General features: G+C 73.7%; 15 protein-coding genes. 11 read left to right on the top strand and 4 right to left on the bottom strand.

Going from position 1 to position 17,691, the window contains the following annotated elements; all coding sequences use genetic code 11:
* Positions 1-18: 18 nt before the first annotated feature.
* On the bottom strand, positions 19-2,811 hold the full coding sequence (locus O7613_RS07870) for a BTAD domain-containing putative transcriptional regulator (protein WP_282293002.1): 2,793 nt from the start codon (positions 2,809-2,811) through the stop codon (positions 19-21).
* Positions 2,812-2,897: 86 nt separating this feature from the next.
* Positions 2,898-3,995: a right-handed parallel beta-helix repeat-containing protein gene (locus O7613_RS07865; protein WP_281583416.1), complete on the bottom strand. Its 1,098-nt coding sequence runs from the start codon at positions 3,993-3,995 to the stop codon at positions 2,898-2,900.
* A 438-nt stretch (positions 3,996-4,433) separates the two neighbouring features.
* Between O7613_RS07865 and O7613_RS07860 the strand changes: the two genes are divergently transcribed.
* The 9 genes from O7613_RS07860 to O7613_RS07820 all read left to right on the top strand — a co-directional run bounded on the left by O7613_RS07860 (position 4,434) and on the right by O7613_RS07820 (position 12,753).
* Positions 4,434-5,750: an aminotransferase class I/II-fold pyridoxal phosphate-dependent enzyme gene (locus tag O7613_RS07860; RefSeq protein ID WP_281583417.1), complete on the top strand. Its 1,317-nt coding sequence runs from the start codon at positions 4,434-4,436 to the stop codon at positions 5,748-5,750.
* Positions 5,747-6,928 carry an MFS transporter gene (locus O7613_RS07855; RefSeq protein WP_281583418.1) on the top strand — a complete coding sequence of 394 codons (1,182 nt, stop codon included), beginning with the start codon at positions 5,747-5,749 and terminating at the stop codon, positions 6,926-6,928. The genes O7613_RS07860 and O7613_RS07855 overlap by 4 nt, the downstream gene beginning before the upstream one ends.
* Complete coding sequence (locus tag O7613_RS07850; RefSeq protein ID WP_281583419.1) at positions 6,925-7,890, top strand: sulfotransferase domain-containing protein; 966 nt, start codon at positions 6,925-6,927, stop codon at positions 7,888-7,890. The genes O7613_RS07855 and O7613_RS07850 overlap by 4 nt, the downstream gene beginning before the upstream one ends.
* Before the next feature lie 5 nt (positions 7,891-7,895).
* Positions 7,896-8,726 (top strand): SDR family oxidoreductase, encoded by an 831-nt coding sequence (locus O7613_RS07845; RefSeq protein WP_282293001.1) that lies wholly within the window; start codon positions 7,896-7,898, stop codon positions 8,724-8,726.
* Positions 8,727-8,757: 31 nt separating this feature from the next.
* On the top strand, positions 8,758-9,597 hold the full coding sequence (locus O7613_RS07840; protein ID WP_282293000.1) for a class I SAM-dependent methyltransferase: 840 nt from the start codon (positions 8,758-8,760) through the stop codon (positions 9,595-9,597).
* Between the two features lie 14 nt (positions 9,598-9,611).
* Positions 9,612-10,490: a family 3 encapsulin nanocompartment shell protein gene (locus O7613_RS07835; protein ID WP_281583422.1), complete on the top strand. Its 879-nt coding sequence runs from the start codon at positions 9,612-9,614 to the stop codon at positions 10,488-10,490.
* Between the two features lie 12 nt (positions 10,491-10,502).
* Positions 10,503-11,783 carry an FAD-dependent oxidoreductase gene (locus O7613_RS07830; protein ID WP_282292999.1) on the top strand — a complete coding sequence of 427 codons (1,281 nt, stop codon included), beginning with the start codon at positions 10,503-10,505 and terminating at the stop codon, positions 11,781-11,783.
* Positions 11,780-12,481, top strand: a complete 702-nt coding sequence (locus O7613_RS07825) for an aspartate/glutamate racemase family protein (RefSeq protein WP_282292998.1) — start codon at positions 11,780-11,782, stop codon at positions 12,479-12,481. Before O7613_RS07830 ends, O7613_RS07825 begins: the two co-directional genes overlap by 4 nt.
* Positions 12,482-12,582: 101 nt before the next feature.
* Positions 12,583-12,753 carry a hypothetical protein gene (locus tag O7613_RS07820; protein ID WP_281583425.1) on the top strand — a complete coding sequence of 57 codons (171 nt, stop codon included), beginning with the start codon at positions 12,583-12,585 and terminating at the stop codon, positions 12,751-12,753.
* A gap of 18 nt (positions 12,754-12,771) precedes the next feature.
* Here O7613_RS07820 and O7613_RS07815 read toward each other — a convergent pair whose 3' ends face one another.
* Both O7613_RS07815 and O7613_RS07810 read right to left on the bottom strand, forming a co-directional pair.
* Positions 12,772-13,032, bottom strand: coding sequence for a hypothetical protein (locus O7613_RS07815; protein WP_281583426.1), 261 nt, complete (start codon positions 13,030-13,032; stop codon positions 12,772-12,774).
* 17 nt (positions 13,033-13,049) lie between these two features.
* Positions 13,050-14,831, bottom strand: a complete 1,782-nt coding sequence (locus O7613_RS07810) for an N-acetylglutaminylglutamine amidotransferase (protein WP_282292997.1) — start codon at positions 14,829-14,831, stop codon at positions 13,050-13,052.
* 156 nt (positions 14,832-14,987) lie between these two features.
* Here O7613_RS07810 and glnA point away from each other — a divergent pair, with 156 nt between their 5' ends.
* The gene (gene glnA / locus O7613_RS07805; protein WP_281583428.1) at positions 14,988-16,412 is read left to right on the top strand and encodes a type I glutamate--ammonia ligase; all 1,425 of its coding nucleotides are present in this window, start codon (positions 14,988-14,990) and stop codon (positions 16,410-16,412) included.
* A gap of 103 nt (positions 16,413-16,515) precedes the next feature.
* A complete protein-coding gene (locus tag O7613_RS07800) occupies positions 16,516-17,682 on the top strand; it encodes a glutamate--cysteine ligase (protein WP_282292996.1) in 1,167 nt (388 codons plus the stop codon).
* The last annotated feature ends 9 nt before the right edge of the window (positions 17,683-17,691 follow it).

Below are 17,691 nucleotides of genomic sequence, written 5' to 3'. Positions count from 1 at the left end.
GGGGCCCCCGCTTAACACTCACAGCAGCGCGGCGATCCGATCCGCGTCCGGATGGTCGTTGGCGCGCAGGATGTTCAACGCCTCCCGCCAGGTCTGCCGCGCGGCCTCGGCCTCTCCGGCGGCCGCCAGGGCGGCCCCGAGCCGACGCAGGGTGAATCCCTCGTTCATCCGGTCACCCAGGTCGCGGTAGCGGGCGATGGCCTGCCGGTAGCAGTCCACCGCCCGGTGCGCGTCCACGTTCCGGTAGGCGTGTCCGAGGGTGTCCCAGACGCTGGCCTCGCCCATCCGGTCGCCAGCCCGTTGGAGGCGGTCCAGCGCCCGCCTGCCGTACGCGGCGGCCCGCTCGTGGTCGCCGAGCTGGGCGAGGCACCAGGCGACCGAGTTCAGCGCGTAGCTCTCGCCACGGTCGTGGCCGGCCTGGCGGAACAGGGTCAGGGCCTGCTCGTCGTGCCGGAGCGCCTCGGCCAGCTCACCCTGCTCCTCGGCCAGCCAGCCCAGGCAGCGGTAGATGAACGCCTGGCCCACCCGGTCGCCGAGGTCGTGATAGAGCGAGAGGGCTTGCCGGTAGTCCGCCCGCGCGTCGTCGAACCGGCGTAGTTCGACGCATGAGCTGCCGTGCAGCCGGTGTGCCTCCGCCACGGTGGCCGGGTCGCCCAACCGACGCGCGACGGTCACCCCCGCGCGGCCGACCCGTTCCCAGTCGTGCCGGTGGCCCCGCCGGGGCAGGAAGTTGGCCATCGCCCAGGACAGCCGCCAGGCCGGCCTGTCGAGCCCGTCGGCGACGGCCTGCTCGAGCGCCGCCAGCAGCCCGGCGTGCTCGGCGGTGAACCAGGCCAGCGCCGCCTGCCGGTCGGCGAAGCCGAGCACCGTGACGCCCGGCGCCGGCGGCGGCACCGGCAACGGGTCGCGGTTCGGCCACAGCAGCCGGTCGGCGCCGAGGGCGGTGTGCAGGTAGTGGTCGAGGAGGCGTCCCCACGCGGCGCGCCGCCCGGCGCTGCCGTCCGGCGGCCCCAGTTCGTCCGCGTAGGCCCGGAGCAGGTCGTGGCAGGCGTACCGGCCGGGCAGGTGTTCGGTGACGAGGTGCGCGGTGGCCAGCTCACGCAACGGCGACCGCACCTCGTCGACGTCCCGGCCGGCGAGACTGGCCAGGGCCTCGGCGCGCAGGTCCGGACCGGCCGGCAGGCCCAGCAGCCGGAACAGTCGGTCCGCCGCCTCGGTGAGGCCCCGACGCGACCAGGAGAGCACGCTCCGGACGTCCGTGCCCGTGTCGCCGTGGGCGAAGGCGTCGAGATCCGGTCCGCCCCGGTCCGCGCGCAGCTCGGCGGCGAGCGATCCGAGCGGGAACTCCGGGTGGATGGCGGCCCGGGCCGCCGCGACCGCCAACGCCAGCGGAAGCCGGGCACACGAGTAGATGATCTCGTCCACCGCCGCGTCCTGACCGGCCAGGCGTTCGGCGCCCAACCGGCGCGCCAGGAACCGCCGCGCCTGCCCGCGGTCGAGCAGTTCGAGCCGGACCGGACGGGCTCCGTCGACGGCGACCAGGCCGGGCAGTTGGCTACGGCTGACCGCGATCACGGCGCAGCCCGGCACCCCCGGCACCAGCGGACGGGCTCGCCCGGCGTCGTCGATGTTGTCGAGCACCACCAGGACCCGCCGGTCGGCCAGCAGGGACCGGTAGAGCGCGGTCTGCGCCTCGACGGTCGCCGGGATCCGCGACGGCGGTACGGCGAGCGCATCCAGGAAGACCCGCGCCGCCTCGCCCGGATCCATCGCCAGCCCGGTGGGGTCGAAGCCGCGCAGGTCGACGTAGAGCTGACCGTCCGGAAAGCCGGCGGCGACGAGGTGCGCCAGGCGCAGCGCGAAGAACGTCTTCCCCACCCCGGCCGGGCCCGAGACCAGCACCGTCACCGGTTGCCGGCGGGACCCGTCGAGCAGGCGACGGGCGGTGGCCAGCTCGTCGGCGCGGCCGACGAAGTGCGGCGGGTCGGGCGGCAGCAAGGACGGACGGGCCAGTTTCGGCTGGTGGGCGACCGCCGGTCCGACGGGCAGGCGGCGGTGCAGGATCTCCCGCTGCAACTCCGCCAGCTCCGGCGCCGCGAGGCCCCGTTCCCGCAGCAGGCGCAGCCCCTCCCGGCACACCTCGGCAGCCTCGTCGACCCGGCTGTCGGCGTAGAGCGCCCGGGCGAGCAGGCGGCGTGCCGTCTCGTCGTAGGGGTCGTCGACGACCAGGCCGGTCAACCCGTCGATCGCCTCGGCCCACCGACCGAGCGCCGACAGGGCCTCGGCGTGCCCGCGTCGCGCCGTACGTCGGGCGGAGTCGAGCCGGGCGACGTGCACCAGGGTGAAGGGACGGTCGGCCACCTCGGCGAACGCCGGGCCGCGCCACAGCGCCAACGCCTCCGTCAACAGGGCGACGGCCCGTTCGATCAGGTCGGACTCGTCGGCGGCCAGCAGCCGCCGCGCCTCGGCGCAGCGGCGCTGGAACCGGTCGGCGTCGACCGCGTCCGGCGGCAGGTCGAGCCGGTACGCCGACCCGGCGCCGAGGCCGGTGGTGACCAGGATCGGCGGCTGTCGCGGGCCGGTCGCCGGGGCGAGCGCCCGCCGTAGGTGCGAGACGTGACTGCGGAGGGTGGCGCGAGCCGCCTCCGGCGCCGGGTCGCCCCAGAGCAACTCGACGATCCGGTCCGCCGGCACCGCGGACCCGGCCTCCACGAGCAGCACCGCCAGCAGTTCCACGAGTCGCGGACCCAGCCGGACGGGCCGGCCGTCGTGCTCCACCCGGATCGGCCCGAGCACGTCGACCCGCAGCAACCCGAGATCACGCTCCGCCCCCGCCCGACGATCGCCGACCCCCCGACTATAGACGGCGGCGAATGGTCACGGCGGGGGCGGAGATCTCACCAGGGGCGCGTGCTCACGTAGACGTTGCCGCCGCCGAACGTGACCGGATCGCTCGCGCAGCCACCGAGGTTCGCGTTCTTCGCGTCGTCGTGGCCCCACAACCGGACCCGGACCGGGTCGATGCCCCCCTGCGGATCCTCGTTCCACGCGTCCCCGTTGTAGGACGTGTCACCCACTTTGTTGTTCTTGAACACGTTGCCCACGCCGCAGTCCTCGCTGTCGAAGCGCCAGTCGCTCATGATGGCGTACGCGCCGGCCCGCCAGAACATGTTCCCGTCGGCGACGTTGTACTTGCTGTTGTGGCGGGTCCGGATCGGATCGCCGGTGACGTAGCCGAACCGGTTCCCGGCGATGGTGCTCGAATTGCTGTAGTTGGCGAGGTAGACCCCGTGAATGGCGGCCGGGCTGTCGTCGTTGGCAAGGTAGTAGAAGCGGTTTCCCTCGATCCGGGTGCCGGTCGAGTTCGTCACGTGGACACCGCCGTAGCCCGTGCCCGTACCGTTGGCGTTGTAGTGGTCCCCCAGGTATTGGAACGTGTTTCCCCGGATGACGATGTCGCCGGCCCGGTCCCCCGGCTTCCCGGCGACCCGGATGCCCCCGTTGCGGAAGTACTGGAACGTGTAGCCCTCCACCACCACGCCGCTGTCGGCGGACGTCAGCGTCATGCCGTAGCCGGCTGCGGCCGTGCCGACGTCGTCCCCCGTGGCCGACGTCGGCACGGCCGCCGACCGCATCCGCGATCCGTCGAGCACCACCGCGCCGGTGCCCGGGATGGTCGAGAAGGTCACCCTGCCGCCGCGCGGGGCGTAACTCCACCGGATCGGGGAGGTGAGATGGTGGACGCCGCCCCGCAGCAGGACCCGGGCGTCGCGCGCACCTCGGGCCCGCAGGACCGACTCGGCCGCGGCCACCGAACCCACCGCCCGTTCGGGGGCGCTTCCGTCCCGCTGCTGACCACCGTGGAGGGCGGCCGGCCCGGTCGGGTCCACGTAGACGGTCACCGGGCCCTCCGGCGCGGCCTGGGCCGCACCTCCGGGCAGAGCGGTCGCGGTCGCGACCGCCAACGCCATCGACCAGGCACGGATTCTGCGCATGAGTCATTCCTTCCGTCCGACTGATGCCGACCTCGACAGATTGGAGGCGGGGTGTGGAAACGGCGTGGAAGGTCCCACTCCGCCGGCCGGGTAGGCGAGGTGCGGCGGCGCGGCCGGGCCACCACGGGCGGTTCATCCTCGCGGGTGGACCGCGGTGGGCCCGACGCCCGCCACGAGGGGCAATTCCCTATTGTCCACTGTCACTGTGAGCGACGCCTGCGCGAATTCCCGATCGCATGTTGACGGCCGGAGATCGAAAGGCAATCATGATGGTCACTGGATCCACCTCACGCCAATGTCGGATCCGGTGGCTTCTCCCACTTGACGACGGGATCGCGCCGTAATGCGAGATTCCGCCGGGCGAGCACGCCCGGCGCGCACCGGCAAAAACCCATCGATCGAATAGGACATGCCGCCGCTCGCCCGAGGAGTCCGCCGGTGAAGGGGAACGACGACGCTCTCGCGCCGAGCCGGCCAAGGCCGGTCTCATGCGGCGCTGAGCTGCAAGAACAGCTCGCGCTGCACGGCGGTCGGCCGGTCCGGCGCACGCCGTGGCCCACCTACGACAAAGGCGCGGTATTCGTACATCCCGAGGACGAGGAGGCCGCAATTCGGGCCATCCGTAGTCATCTCTACTTCCGCTACGACCACCGGCCGCAGAACGAAACCGAATGCGGTCGCTTCGAGGACGAACTGTGCCGTTATTTCGGCACCCGGCACGCTCTCGCCGTTTCCAGCGGCACGGCCGCGCTGGCTCTCGCCCTGATGGGCGCCGCCGTGCCGGCGGGGTCATTGGTCGCCTGCCCCGGATTCACTTTCGTCGCCACTCCGAGCGCCATTATGATGGCCGGCTGCCGACCATTCCTGGTCGAGGTCGACGACGACCTGCGGATGGACCTCGACGACCTGCGCCGACGGTGGCGGCCGGACATCCGCGCCATCGCGGTGGTGCACATGCGGGGGTTCGCCGCCGACGTCGAGGCGCTCGCCGCGTTCGCCGCCGAGATGGGCGTGCCGCTGATCGAGGACACCGTGCCGGCGCTCGGGGCCGAACTCAACGGCCGCAAGCTCGGCACGTTCGGCGCGGCCGGCGCGTTCAGCACCCAGTCCGACAAGGCGCTCAACTGCGGCGAGGGCGGCTTCCTGCTGACCGACGACAGCACCCTGTTCGCCCGGGCGGTCGCGCTCTCCGGGGCGTACGAGGGGCGGCTGCGCCGGCACTTTACGCACGGCGAGCCGTCCGTGAGCGGCCTGGACCTGCCGCTGCTCAGCCTGCGGATGGACGAGATCCGGGCAGCTCTGCTGCGGGCCGAGCTGACCCGGCTGCCGCAGCGGCTGGGGTTGTTCCACCGCAACTACGCCCACGTCGCCGCGGCCCTGGCCGACCTGCCCGGCATCGCCGTGCGACGACCGGTCGCGCCCGGGGCGTACCTCGGGGAGGCGTTCGTGTTCCGCGTGCCCGGCGGCGACGCGGGCTGGTTCACGCGGGCGCTGCGGGCCGAGGGGATCGACGCCCGCAACATCGGCGCGGACGACGACCTCAACGTCCGCGCGTTCTGGAACTGGCGCTTCCTCTACGACGACACGGCGGACCCGGCGCGGATCCGCGCGACCCTGCCGCGCACCGCGCGGCTGCTCACCGAGACCGTCGACGTGCCGCTGTCGTCGAACCTCACCCCGGACGACTGCGACGACCTGGTCCGCGCGGTCCGCAAGGTGGCCGCCGCCCGCGACCCCGCGCTGGCGCGGCCGTGAGCGGCGCGGACGCCGAGCCGAAGCGCCTGCCCCGGCTCGCGCTGGTCGGGCTGCTCGGCGGGCTGTTCGCCGGCTACCTGGGGTTGACCGCCGTCATCCCGGTGCTGCCCGGCTTCCTGCGGGAGCGGCACGACGCCGGTGACCTCACCGTCGGCGTCGTGGTCACCGTGACCGCGGTGACCGCGCTGCTGGTCCGGCCGGTCGCCGGCGCGCTCGCCGACCGGTACGGCCATCGCACGGTGATGCTGACCGGCGCGCTCGTGGTGGCCGCCGGTGGCCTGCTGTACCTGGCGCCGCTGAGCGTGCCCGCGCTGGTGGCGGTGCGGCTGCTGCTCGGGGCGGGCGAGGCGGCGCTGTTCACCGCCGGCGCGGTGTGGATCGTCCAGCTCGCCCCGCACCACCGGCGCGGCCAGCTCATCGGCCTGTACGGGGTGAGCATGTGGGGCGGCATCTCCGCCGGCACGTTCCTCGGCGCGACCGTGCAGCAGGCCGGATACCCGGCGGTGTGGGCGCTCAGCGCCGCCGCCCCGGCCGTCGGGGCCGCGCTCGTCGCGGTGGCGCCGACGCCACCCCGCGCCGCCCCGGCGGCCCGGGGTGGTGGACTGCTGCTGCGCCCCGCACTGCTGCCCGGCGTGGCGCTGACGTTCGGCGCCGCCGGGTACGCCGGGCTGGCCGCGTTCGTGGTGCTGCACCTGGACGAGCGGGGCATCGGCCACGGGGTGGTGGTGCTGAGCTGCTTCAGCGCCGTCTACGCCGGCACCCGGCTCGTCATCGGTCACCTGCCCGACCGGCTCGGCCCCCGCCGGGTGGCCACCTGGTGCGGGGTGGGCGAGGCGGTCGGGCTGCTGGTCATCGCGGTCGCCCCGAACCTGCCGGTCGCGGTGGCCGGCAGCGTGGTGATGGGCGTCGGGTTCTCGCTGCTGCACCCGTCGCTGGCGTTGATGGTGATGAACCGCACCGACCCGGCGCGGCAGGGCGCGGCGATCGGGGCGTACACCTCGTTCTGGGATCTTGGGCTGGCGGTGTGGGGGCCGGCGACCGGTCTGGTCGCCGCCGGGTTCGGCTACCCGGCGGTGTTCGTGGCCGGCGCGGCCGGCGCGGCGGTCGCCGCCGCGATGGCGCTGCGCATCGGCCGCCCCGCCGCCGACCGGGTGCCGATGGAGGTACGGACGTCATGAGCGCACCCGTGACCGTGCTCAGCGTCACCGGCTGGTGTCGCAACGGCAGCACCATCATCGGCAACGTCCTCGGCGAGGTACCCGGCGTGGTGCACGTCGGCGAACTGCACTTCCTGTGGAAGAACGCCACCGGTCGCGGGGTCAACGACAGGTGCGGCTGCGGACTGCCGCTGACCGACTGCCCGCTGTGGTCGGCGGTGCTGCCGGTCGGCCGTCCGGCCGGCGTGTCCGCGGACGCACACGCCGCCGAGGTGATCCGGCGCCAGCGCGCCCGGCTGCGGACCCGGCACACCTGGCGGGTGCTGCGCCGGGGCGCGGACGACGCGGCCACCCGCACGCACGCCGAGCTGCTCGGCGCGGTCTACCGGGAGGTGGCCGCGCGCACCGACGCCCGGGTGATCGTGGACAGCACCAAGATCCCCGGCGAGTCGGCGTTGCTGCCGCACGTGCCCGGCGTCGAGCCGTACTGGCTGCACCTGGTCCGTGACCCGCGCGCGGTGGCGCACTCCTGGCGGGAGCCGAAGGACTACGTCTACGCCATGTCTGCGGCGCGCAGCACCGCGTACTGGCACGGGTTCAACCGGGCCTCGGCCGCGATCAACCGCCGGCACCCGGGGCGGTCGGCGTTCCTGCGTTACGAGGACTTCGCCGCCGACCCGGCCGGCAGCATCGGCACCCTGCTGCGGCTGGTCGGCGTCGACCCGGCCGGCAACCCGGTCCGGGACCGGACCGTCGAGCTGCGCGGCAACCACACGGTGACCGGCAACCCGGACCGGTTCCGCACCGGTCCGACGATCGTCCGGGACACGGACGACGGGTGGCGGCGCACGCTCACCGGCCGGCAGCGCCTCGCCGTGGCGGCGCTGGCGTGGCCGCTGTCCGCCCGCTACGGCTACCGGTCCGGCGCGCCGGTCGGCGCGCACCCCGGCGCGGCGGTCCGCGCCGGTGAGACGGAGAGGTGACGGACGTGGATCTGGGGCTCACGGGTCGGGTGGCGCTTGTCGCCGGCGGCACCAGCGGCATCGGGCTGGCCTGCGCGAAGGAATTCGCCGCGGAGGGCGCGCACGTGGCGGTCTGCGGGCGCGACCCGCAGCGCCTCGCCGCGGCCGAGCGGGAGCTGGCCGCGGTGACCACCGGGCGGGTCAGCGCCACCGGCGTGGACGTCACCGACACCGACGCCGCCGCGCGCTGGGTCCACCGGGTCGCCGCCGACCTCGGCGGGGTGGACGTGCTGCTGGTCAGCGGCGGCAGCCCGCCGTTCGGCACCGCCACCGCCTTCGCCACCGACGACTACCGGGCGGCCGTCGACCAGGTGCTGCTGCCCGCGGTCGCGCTGTCGCTGGCCGCGCTGCCGCACATGCGCGCCGCCGGGCGGGGCCGGCTGCTGCTCGTCGCCTCCGAGACCGCCTGCGTGCCGATCGGCCCGCTGGCGCTGTCCGGGGTGACCCGGGCCGCGCTTGTCCGCTTCGCCCAGGGGCTCGCGGTGGACGTGGGCCGCGACGGGATCACCGTGAACGTGCTCGCGCCCGGCGGGGTGCGTACCCCGCCGATGGAACGCGTGGCGGCCCGGCTGGCCGGCGACGACGGCGACGTGGAGGCCCGGCTGGCCGCGATGGGCCACCACAGCGCGCTCGGCCGGCTGGCCCGCCCCGAGGAGGTGGCCGCGGTAGCCGCGTTCCTGGCGAGCGAGCGGGCCTCGTACGTGACCGCCGGCGTGCACCTGATCGACGGCGGCGCCGCCGCCACCGGCCCCGACCTGCCGCACCTGACCGGCATCCGCAAGGACACCTACGCCTGAGTCGACCCGACCGCCGCACGAGGGAGTGCCGATGTCCACGACCAGCCAGTTCACCGAGCGCGACGTCTCCGAGTTCTTCGACCAGACCACGCAGACGTACCTCAGCTTCTGGGACAGCGAGGGCGTGCTGCACACCGGCTACTTCGCCGCCGACGCCGACGCCGACTACCACGCCGCGGCCGACCGGACCTCGGACATCCTCGCCGAGGACGCCGGCATCGACGCGTCGTCGCACGTGCTCGACGTCGGCTGCGGCTGCGGCAACTTCCTGCTGCGGCTGGCCGGACGCACCGGGTGCCGGGGCGAGGGGGTGGACCTGAGCATCGAGCGGGTCCGGTTCGCCGAACAGCGACGCGCCGAGCGCGGCGCCGGGCTGGACGTGTCGTTCCGGCACGGCTCGGCCACCGCCCTGCCGTACGCCGACGGCACGTTCACGCACGTGGTCAGCCAGGATGCGCTGTTCCTGGTGCCGGAGAAGCCACGCAGCCACGCCGAGATGTTCCGGGTGCTCGCCCCCGGCGGGGTGCTTGCCGTCTCCGACTTCCTCCAGCCCACCGAGCGGATCGGCGAGGCGGCCCGGCGGCACGTCTACGACCGGGTGCGGTGGAACGGCGGCTACTCGCTCGACGGCTACCGCCGGGCGTTGACCGAGGCCGGGTTCGTGGACGTGGTGGCCCGCAGCCTCGACGCGCACATCCGGCAGACGTACCGGGTGCTGGGCCGCACCGCCCGGGAGCGTGCGGAGACGACGGCGGACGAGGCGGCGCGGACCTGGATCCTCGGCTTCGCCGAATCCTGCGACGAGATCCAGGCGGCCATCGACCGGGGCGAGTTCGGCTGGGGCATGTTCGTCGCCCGCAAGCCGGCCTGAGGAAGGGACAGCAGATGCCACAACCCATGGAGACCGTGAAGCGGACCATCGCCGAGGTGGTCGCCGCGCGGAAGACCCAGATGTCGCCGGGCGGACTGTTCGTCGAGGCGTTCGCCAAGGACGGCTTCGACACCAGCGTCGACTACGACGTCACCGTCACCGACTCGCTGACCAGCTCCCGGCGCAAGCCGCGCTACCCGTCCCGGAACGTGCTGAAGGTGGTGGACCTGTCCCGGGATCCGCAGGACTTCTACTGGCACGAGAGCCCACCCCGGCCGGACGACCCGGCGGTCGACGGCGCGGACCTGCGCCGGGAGGCCGCCAACCACTTCCACCGCTCCCCCATCCCGCCGCTGCTCACCACCACCGCGTGGGTGCAGGTGCCGGACACGCTGTGGGAGGACCCGGTCAGCTTCGCCCAGTTCATCGACTACCGGCTGGTGGTGCGGCTGGCCACCGCCGAGAACCACACCATCCTGCGCGGCGAGGGCGGGCTGCTGGCCATGCCGGACCTGGGCCGGCTCACCGAACCGGGGCCGTTCGGCTCGACCATCCTGTCCGCCTGCAACGAGGTGGAGCAGATGGGCAGCACCGCGGACGGGCTGATCATCAACCCGGCCGACTACTACCGGCTGCTCGGCAACGGCACGCTGATGCGCGACGTGGAGGAGAACGGCGTCTTCATCGTGCGTACCCGCCTGGTCGACCCGGGCACCGCGATCGTCGGCGACTTCGGCCACGGCGCGCTGCTGTTCGACGCCGGCCGCTCCACGATCGGGTTCGCCGAGCCACCGCCGGGCACGTTCGCCGAACCGGGAGTGGCGTTGCGCGCCGAGATCTGGGAGCGGGTCGTGGTCAACCTGCCCACCTGCTTCTTCGTCGTCACGCTCTGACCGGCGGCGACGATGACGACACCGGCCCGCAGCGACCCCGACGTGCTGGTCATCGGCGCCGGCGTGGTCGGGCTGTGCTGCGCCTGGTTCCTGCGCCGCGCCGGCCTCACCGTGACCGTGGTGGACCGGGGTGAGGTCGGCGACCCGTCGGCCTGCTCGGCCGGGAACACCGGCTTCGTCGGCACCCAGGGCTCGGCGCCGCTGGCCGAGCCCGGGGTGCCGACGAAGGGCGTCCGCTGGCTGTTCAGCCCGGAGAGCCCGTTCTCGGTCAAGCCCCGCCTCGACGGCGCGCTGCTGACCTGGTTGTGGCACTTCCGCCGGCACTGCACCGAACGGCACGCCCGCGCCGGCTTCGAGACGCTGCTCGCGCTCAAGCAACGCAGCCTGGCGCTGCTGCGCCAGATCTGCGCCGAGGGCGAGCTGACCGGCACGCTCACCGCCCGCGGCATGATCCTGGCCTGCCACACCGAGCAGGGGTACGCGCAGGCGCGCCGGACGATCCCGGCGGCGACCGCGCGTGGGGTGCCGCTGCGTGAGCTGGACGCCGCGGAGCTGGCCGAGTTGGAACCGGGCGTCGACTTCGCCGTGGCCGGCGCGCTGTTCAACGAGGAGGGCGCCGCGCTGCGCATCCCCGCGTTCCTGGTCGGCCTCGCCGAGGAGCTGCGGGCGCGCGGCGTGGAGATCCTCACCGGCGCCGAGGTACGCGACTTCGAGGTGACCGGCCGGCGGGTGCGTGCGGTCCGGACCGGCCGGGGCGACCTGCGCCCGACCGAGGTGGTGATCGCCGCCGGGGTGTGGTCGGCGGCGTGCGCCCGGATGCTCGGCGTCGGGCTGACCCTGCAACCGGCGAAGGGCTACACGGTCACCGTGCCGGCCGGGCCGGGCACGCCCACCCGGCCGGTGCTGCTCAGCGAGGGCAAGGTCGCGGTGATGCCGCTCGGTGACCGGGTCCGCGTCGGCGGCACGCTGGAACTGTCCGGGCTGGACGCCTCGGTGTCGCCGCGCCGGGTGGACGGGATCCTGCACACCGCCCGGCGCTACCTGCCGGCGCTGGAGACCGACCGGCGGCTCGACGTGTGGAGCGGACTGCGCCCGTGCACCCCGGACAGCCTGCCGCTGATCGGCCGGGCCGGCGGTTGGGGAAACGTCAGCGTGGCGACCGGGCACGGGCACATCGGGATGGGCCTGGCCCCGGCCGGCGGGGAACTGCTCGCCCAACTCGTGACCGGTGCCGAGCCGGCCGTGCCCCTGGAGACGTTCGCCCTGGACCGCTTCCGGAAGGGGATCTCGTGAGTGACCGGCCGGAGATCGGGGTGCTCTGCCTCGACACCAGCTTCGACAAGATCCCCGGGCACATCCGCAACCCGGCGACGTTCGACTTCCCGGTGCGTTACCGGGTGGTCGAGGGCGCCACCCCGCAGCGGCTGGTGCGCGAGGCCGACCCGACGCTGCTGGAGCCGTTCGTCGCCGCGGCCCGCGACCTTCAGGCCGCCGGGGTGGCCGGCATCACCGGCGCGTGCGGCTTCCTGGTGCTGTTCCAGGCCGAACTCGCCGCCGCGGTGGACGTGCCGCTGTGGTCGTCGAGCCTGGTGCAGGTGCCGATGGTGCACCTGATGGTCGGGCGCACCGTGGGGCTGCTGGTCGCCGACGAGGCGGCGCTGACCCCCCGGCACCTGGCCGCGGTCGGCGCTGCGGACGTGCCGGTCGCGGTCACCGGGATGGCCGGGCAGCCGGAGTTCCGCGAGGTGATGCTTCAGGGGCGGCGCGACGCGCTCGACGTCGACCGGCTGGCCGCCGAGGTGGACGGCCGGGTGGACGGGCTCGCCCGCGCCCACCCCGACCTGGGCGCGCTGGTGATCGAATGCACCGACCTGGTGCCGTTCGCCCACCGGATCCAGGCGCGGCTCGGCGTGCCGGTGTTCGACATCGTCACGCTGACCACGATGGCCCACGCGACGCTCACCCGCCGCCCCTACGCCGGGAGCCGGTGACCGGCCGGAAGACGGAAACGCGCACCCTGCCTCCGGGTGGCACATACCGTGGGCAGGAGGGCAGCCGGGCAGGGAGGCGGCCGGGACCGGAGGGGGACGCCGTGACGGAGCCGGAAGAGGAGCAGGAGAAGACCGGCAAGACCGACCGCGTGCTGTTCTCCCCCGACGGCGACCCGCACCACACGCTGGCGGAGGCCCCGCAGCCGGACGAGCACCTCGACGTCACCGCCACCGTCGACGACCGGACCGAGGTCGTCGACGACGAGCAGTGAGCCGGGGCCGGGCCGCGCTCAGACCGGTGGGATGCCGGAGCGGCCGATGGCCGACATGTCGCCGCCGCCGATCTCACTGGGCGCGGCCGGCGGTGGGGCCGTGGCCTCGGTGCGGTCCTCGATGCAGGCGTCACCGAGCCCGTGCATCAACTCCCCGATGGCGGCCAGCGCCGACCCCTTGTCCGGGCAGGGCCGGCCGGTGGCGAGCACCTGGCCGTCGCCGCCGAGCACGGTGAACCCGACCCGGCCGTCGGTCTCGCTCTCGATGACGAACCTCACCGCGCTCCTCCCACCGATCAGAGGCCGTGGGTCTGCAACCACAGCTCCAGCAGGCCCAGCTGCCACAGTTTGTTGCTGCCGGCGGCGGCCCGCGCCCGGTCCGGCTCGGCGAGCAGCTCGTCGACGTACGCCCGGCGGAACAGGCCGCGCCGCCGTGCCTCGGGCGCGCCGAGGGCCTCGACCACCAACTCTCGCACGGGACCGTCGACGTTGCGCAGCGCCGGCACCGGGAAGTAACCCTTGGGCCGGTCGATGACCTCGGCTGGCAGCACCTCGCGGGCCACCTCCTTGAGCACCCCCTTGCCGCCCTGGGCCAGCTTGTGCTCCGGTGGGCAGGCGGCGGCGAGCGTCACCAGGTCCTGGTCGAGGAAGGGCGTCCGCACCTCCAGCCCCCAGGCCATGCTCATGCTGTCGACCCGCTTGACCGGGTCGTCGGGGAGCATCAGGTGGGTGTCCAGGCGCAGCACCGCGTCCACCGCGGTCTGCGCGCCGGGCGCGGCCAGCTCCGCGGCGACCAGCTCGCCGCTGACGTCGGCGTCGCAGGCGTACGCCGGGTCGACCACCCGGTTCAGCCCGGCGTGGTCGCGGTCGAAGAACGCGGCGGTGAACTCGGCGGCGGCGTCCGGCCGGGCCGCCTCGGCGAGTCGGTGGTGGTAGCCGTAGCCGGCGAAGACCTCGTCGGCGCCCTGGCCGGACTGGGCCACCTTCACGTGCCGGGCCACCTGTTCGGAGAGCAGGTGGAACGCCACCACGTCGTGGCTGCCCATCGGTTCGGTCATCGCCGTCACGGTGGCCCGGACGGCGGGGCCGAGGTCGCCGTCGGCGAGGCGGATGCGGTGGTGGTCGGTGTCGAAGGCGCGGGCGACCAGGTCGGAGTAGTGGAACTCGTCGCCGGCCTCGTCGCCCCGGCTGTCGAAGCCGATGCTGAACGTCTGGAGGTGGTGCTGCCCGGCGCCGTCGAGCAACGCCACGATCATGCTGGAGTCGAGGCCGCCGGAGAGCAGCACCCCGACCGGCACGTCGGCGACCAGCCTCCGCCGTACCGCGGTGCGCAGCGCGCCCCCGATCGCGGCCCGCCAGTCGCGGGCGTCCATCCCGTCGTGGGCCGGGTCGCGCCGGTAGTCGGGCCGCCAGTAGACGTGCTCGCGGGCGCGGCCGTCGGCCTCCACCACCCGGACGGTGGCCGGGGGCAGCTTGCGTACCCCGCGCAGGATGGTGCGCGGGGCCGGCACGATCGAGTGCCAGGACAGGTAGTGGTGCAGCGCGACCGGGTCGATGCCGGTGTCCACGTCGCCGGCGGCCAGCAGCGCCGGCAGGGTGGAGGCGAACCGCAGCCGGCCGGGTGACCCGGCGAGGTAGAGCGGCTTGACGCCGAGCCGGTCGCGGGCCAGCACGAGCCGGCGTCGCCGTCGGTCCACGAGCGCGACGGCGAACATCCCGACCAGGTGGTCGACGAACCGTTCACCCCATTGGGCGTACGCGACCAGGACGACCTCGGTGTCACTCGTCGATCGGAACGTGTGCCCGGCCGCCCGCAGCTCGTCGCGCAGCTCCGGATAGTTGTAGACGCAACCGTTGAAGACCAGGGCGAGGCCGAGGTCGTCGCGGACCATGGGCTGGGCACCGGTCTCGGACAGGTCGATGACGGTCAGCCGGCGGTGCCCGAGCATCACCCAGTCGTCGCTCCACCGGCCCTCGCCGTCCGGGCCGCGCGAGCGCATGGCCGTGGTCATCCGGGCCACCGCGCCGCTGTCGGGGGTGGCCCCGTCGAAGCGGGCCTCACCGCTGATCCCGCACATGTCGGCGACTACCCGGCATGTGACCAAGGAAACCCTTGATGGGCGGTTGGCGAGCCGGGACGGGTACGCCGTCGTACGGTGATCGTGCGGGCCATGTCCCCGGGCGGTCCGGCCACGGGACGTGGCCATGATCAACAACGCCTGCCAGGAGGACGTGTGTTCGCCAATCCCGAGGAACTCCTGCGATACCTCAGCAACGAGGACGTGAAGTTCGTCGACGTACGTTTCTGTGACCTGCCCGGCGTGATGCAGCACTTCAACCTGCCGGTCGAGTCCTTCGACGACAGCGTCTTCACCGACGGCCTCGCGTTCGACGGCTCGTCGATCCGCGGCTTCCAGTCGATCCACGAGTCGGACATGCTCCTGCTGCCCGACGTGACGACCGCGTTCGTGGACCCGTTCCGGGCGCAGAAGACCGTCGCGCTGAACTTCTTCGTCCACGACCCGTTCACCCGCGAGGCGTACTCGCGCGACCCCCGCAACGTGGCGAAGAAGGCCGAGGCGTACCTCGCCGCCAGCGGCATCGCGGACACCGCCTACTTCGGGGCGGAGGCGGAGTTCTACATCTTCGACTCGATCCGCCACGAGACGTCGGCGCACCAGTCGTTCTACTACATCGACTCGATCGAGGGCGCCTGGAACACCGGCCGGGTCGAGGACGGTGGCAACCGGGGCTACAAGACCGGCTACAAGGGCGGCTACTTCCCGGTCCCGCCGGTGGACCACTACGCCGACCTGCGCGACAGCATGGTCCGCCGTCTGGTGGACGCCGGTTTCACGGTCGAGCGCTCGCACCACGAGGTGGGCACCGGCGGCCAATCCGAGATCAACTACAGGTTCTCCACGCTGCTGCACGCCGCCGACGAGCTCCAGCTCTTCAAATATCTGATCAAGAACGAGGCGTGGGCGAACGGCAAGACGGCCACGTTCATGCCCAAGCCGCTCTTCGGTGACAACGGCTCCGGCATGCACACCCACCAGAGCCTTTGGCGGGGCGGTCAGCCGCTGTTCTACGACGAGACCGGCTACGCCGGCCTGTCCGACACCGCCCGCTGGTACATCGGCGGCCTGCTGCACCACGCGCCCTCGCTGCTGGCCTTCACCAACCCCACGATCAACTCCTACCGCCGGCTCGTCCCCGGGTACGAGGCGCCGGTCAACCTGGTCTACTCCCAGCGCAACCGCTCCGCCTGCACCCGCATCCCGGTCACCGGCAGCAACCCCAAGGCCAAGCGCGTCGAGTTCCGCGTCCCGGACCCGTCGGCCAACGTCTACCTCGCCTTCTCCGCGATGATGATGGCCGGCCTCGACGGCATCAAGAGCAAGATCGAGCCCCCGGCCCCGATCGACAAGGACCTCTACGACCTGCCCCCGGAGGAGTGGGGCGACGTCAAGCAGGTCCCCGGTTCCCTCCCGCACGCGCTGGAGGCGCTCGCCCGGGACCACGACTACCTGCTCGACGGCGGCGTGTTCACCGACGACCTGATCTCCACCTGGATCGACTGGAAGACCGCCAACGAGGTCGACCCGGTACGCCTGCGCCCGACCCCGCACGAGTTCGCCATGTACTACGACTGCTGACGTCGTACCCCGCTCGTCACCGCCCCCGCGTGCCGACCGTGCGCGGGGGCGGTGGTCGGTGGAAACGGCATCCGGAGGGCCGCCGGCCTCGTACCGTCGAGACATGACGCAGCCTCACCACGACGGACCTCGGACGTCGGTGCGGCCGCGACCCGCGGGCGACCCGGCGGCCACCGCCGCCCTCACCCTCGGGGTCGAGGAGGAGTTCCTGCTCCTGGACCCGACGACCGGCGAGAGCATGCCGGTCGCCGACCGGGTCCGCGAGGCGCTCTCCGGGACCGCCCGCGAGCAGAGCCGGCAGGAGTTCCGGCACAGCATGGTGGAAATGGTGACGCCGGTCAGCCCCGACCTGGCGGCGCTGCGCGAGCACCTCGTCGCGTTGCGCCGTGCCGCCGCCCGCGCGGCCGACGCCGTCGGGGCGCGCCTGGTGGCGGTCGGCGCCACCCCGGTCCGCGAGGCGCACCGCACCGTGCCCGACGAACCGCGCTACCACGACATGTCCCGCCGGTTCGGCCCGGTGGCGCACGACCCGGCGGTCTGCGGCTGCCACGTCCACGTCGGCGTGCCCGACCGGGAGCTCGCCGTGCAGGTCTGCAACCACCTGCGCCCGTGGCTGCCGGTGGTGCAGGCGCTCACCACGAACTCGCCGCTGCACGACGGGCGCGACACCGGGCACGCGAGCTGGCGTTCGATGCAGTTGGAACGCTGGCCGAGCATCGGCCCCACGCCGCACTTCGACTCCGCCGCCGACTACGACGCCACCGTGCGGGACCTGATCGCCACCGGGATCATGCTCGACGCCGCGATGGTCTACTGGTATGCCCGGCCGTCGGCGTCCTACCCCACCGTGGAGGTGCGGGTCGGCGACGTCTGCCCCACCGTCGACGACACCGTGCTCGTCGCCGGGCTGGTCCGGGCCCTGGTCGCCACCGCGGTCGACGAGGTGCGCGCCGGGCGCCCCGCCCCCCGGATCCGCGACTGCCTGGTCGCCGCCGCGCACTGGCGGGCCGCCCACGACGGCGTCGACGGCGACCTCGTGGACCTGCGCACCGGCCGGCCCCGGCCGGCCTGGGACCTCGTCGACGACCTGCTGGCCGCCCTCGTGCCCGCGTTACGGCGGCACGGGGACCTGGACCTGGTCCGGCGCGAGGCGGACCGGCTGCGCCGCGACGGCACCGGGGCCACCCGGCAACGGCGGATCATGGCCGGCACCGGCGGGGACGTGCGTGCCGTGCTGGACCACCTGGCCGCCCAGACCATCGCGGGTTGACCGGCCGTG

This window comes from Micromonospora sp. WMMD975 (assembly GCF_029581215.1).
Taxonomy (GTDB): Bacteria; Actinomycetota; Actinomycetes; order Mycobacteriales; family Micromonosporaceae; genus Micromonospora.
The sequence above is the reverse complement of the archived record's forward strand: the minus strand, read 5'-3'. Positions and strand labels throughout refer to the sequence as shown.

Coding starts and splice junctions, on each gene's coding strand:
- O7613_RS07865 (WP_281583416.1), bottom strand. CDS start 3,995: ATGCGCAGAATCCGTGCCTGGTCGATGGCGTTGGCGGTCGCGACCGCG.
- O7613_RS07850 (WP_281583419.1), top strand. CDS start 6,925: ATGAGCGCACCCGTGACCGTGCTCAGCGTCACCGGCTGGTGTCGCAAC.
- O7613_RS07840 (WP_282293000.1), top strand. CDS start 8,758: ATGTCCACGACCAGCCAGTTCACCGAGCGCGACGTCTCCGAGTTCTTC.
- O7613_RS07835 (WP_281583422.1), top strand. CDS start 9,612: ATGCCACAACCCATGGAGACCGTGAAGCGGACCATCGCCGAGGTGGTC.
- O7613_RS07830 (WP_282292999.1), top strand. CDS start 10,503: ATGACGACACCGGCCCGCAGCGACCCCGACGTGCTGGTCATCGGCGCC.
- O7613_RS07810 (WP_282292997.1), bottom strand. CDS start 14,831: ATGTGCGGGATCAGCGGTGAGGCCCGCTTCGACGGGGCCACCCCCGAC.
- O7613_RS07800 (WP_282292996.1), top strand. CDS start 16,516: ATGACGCAGCCTCACCACGACGGACCTCGGACGTCGGTGCGGCCGCGA.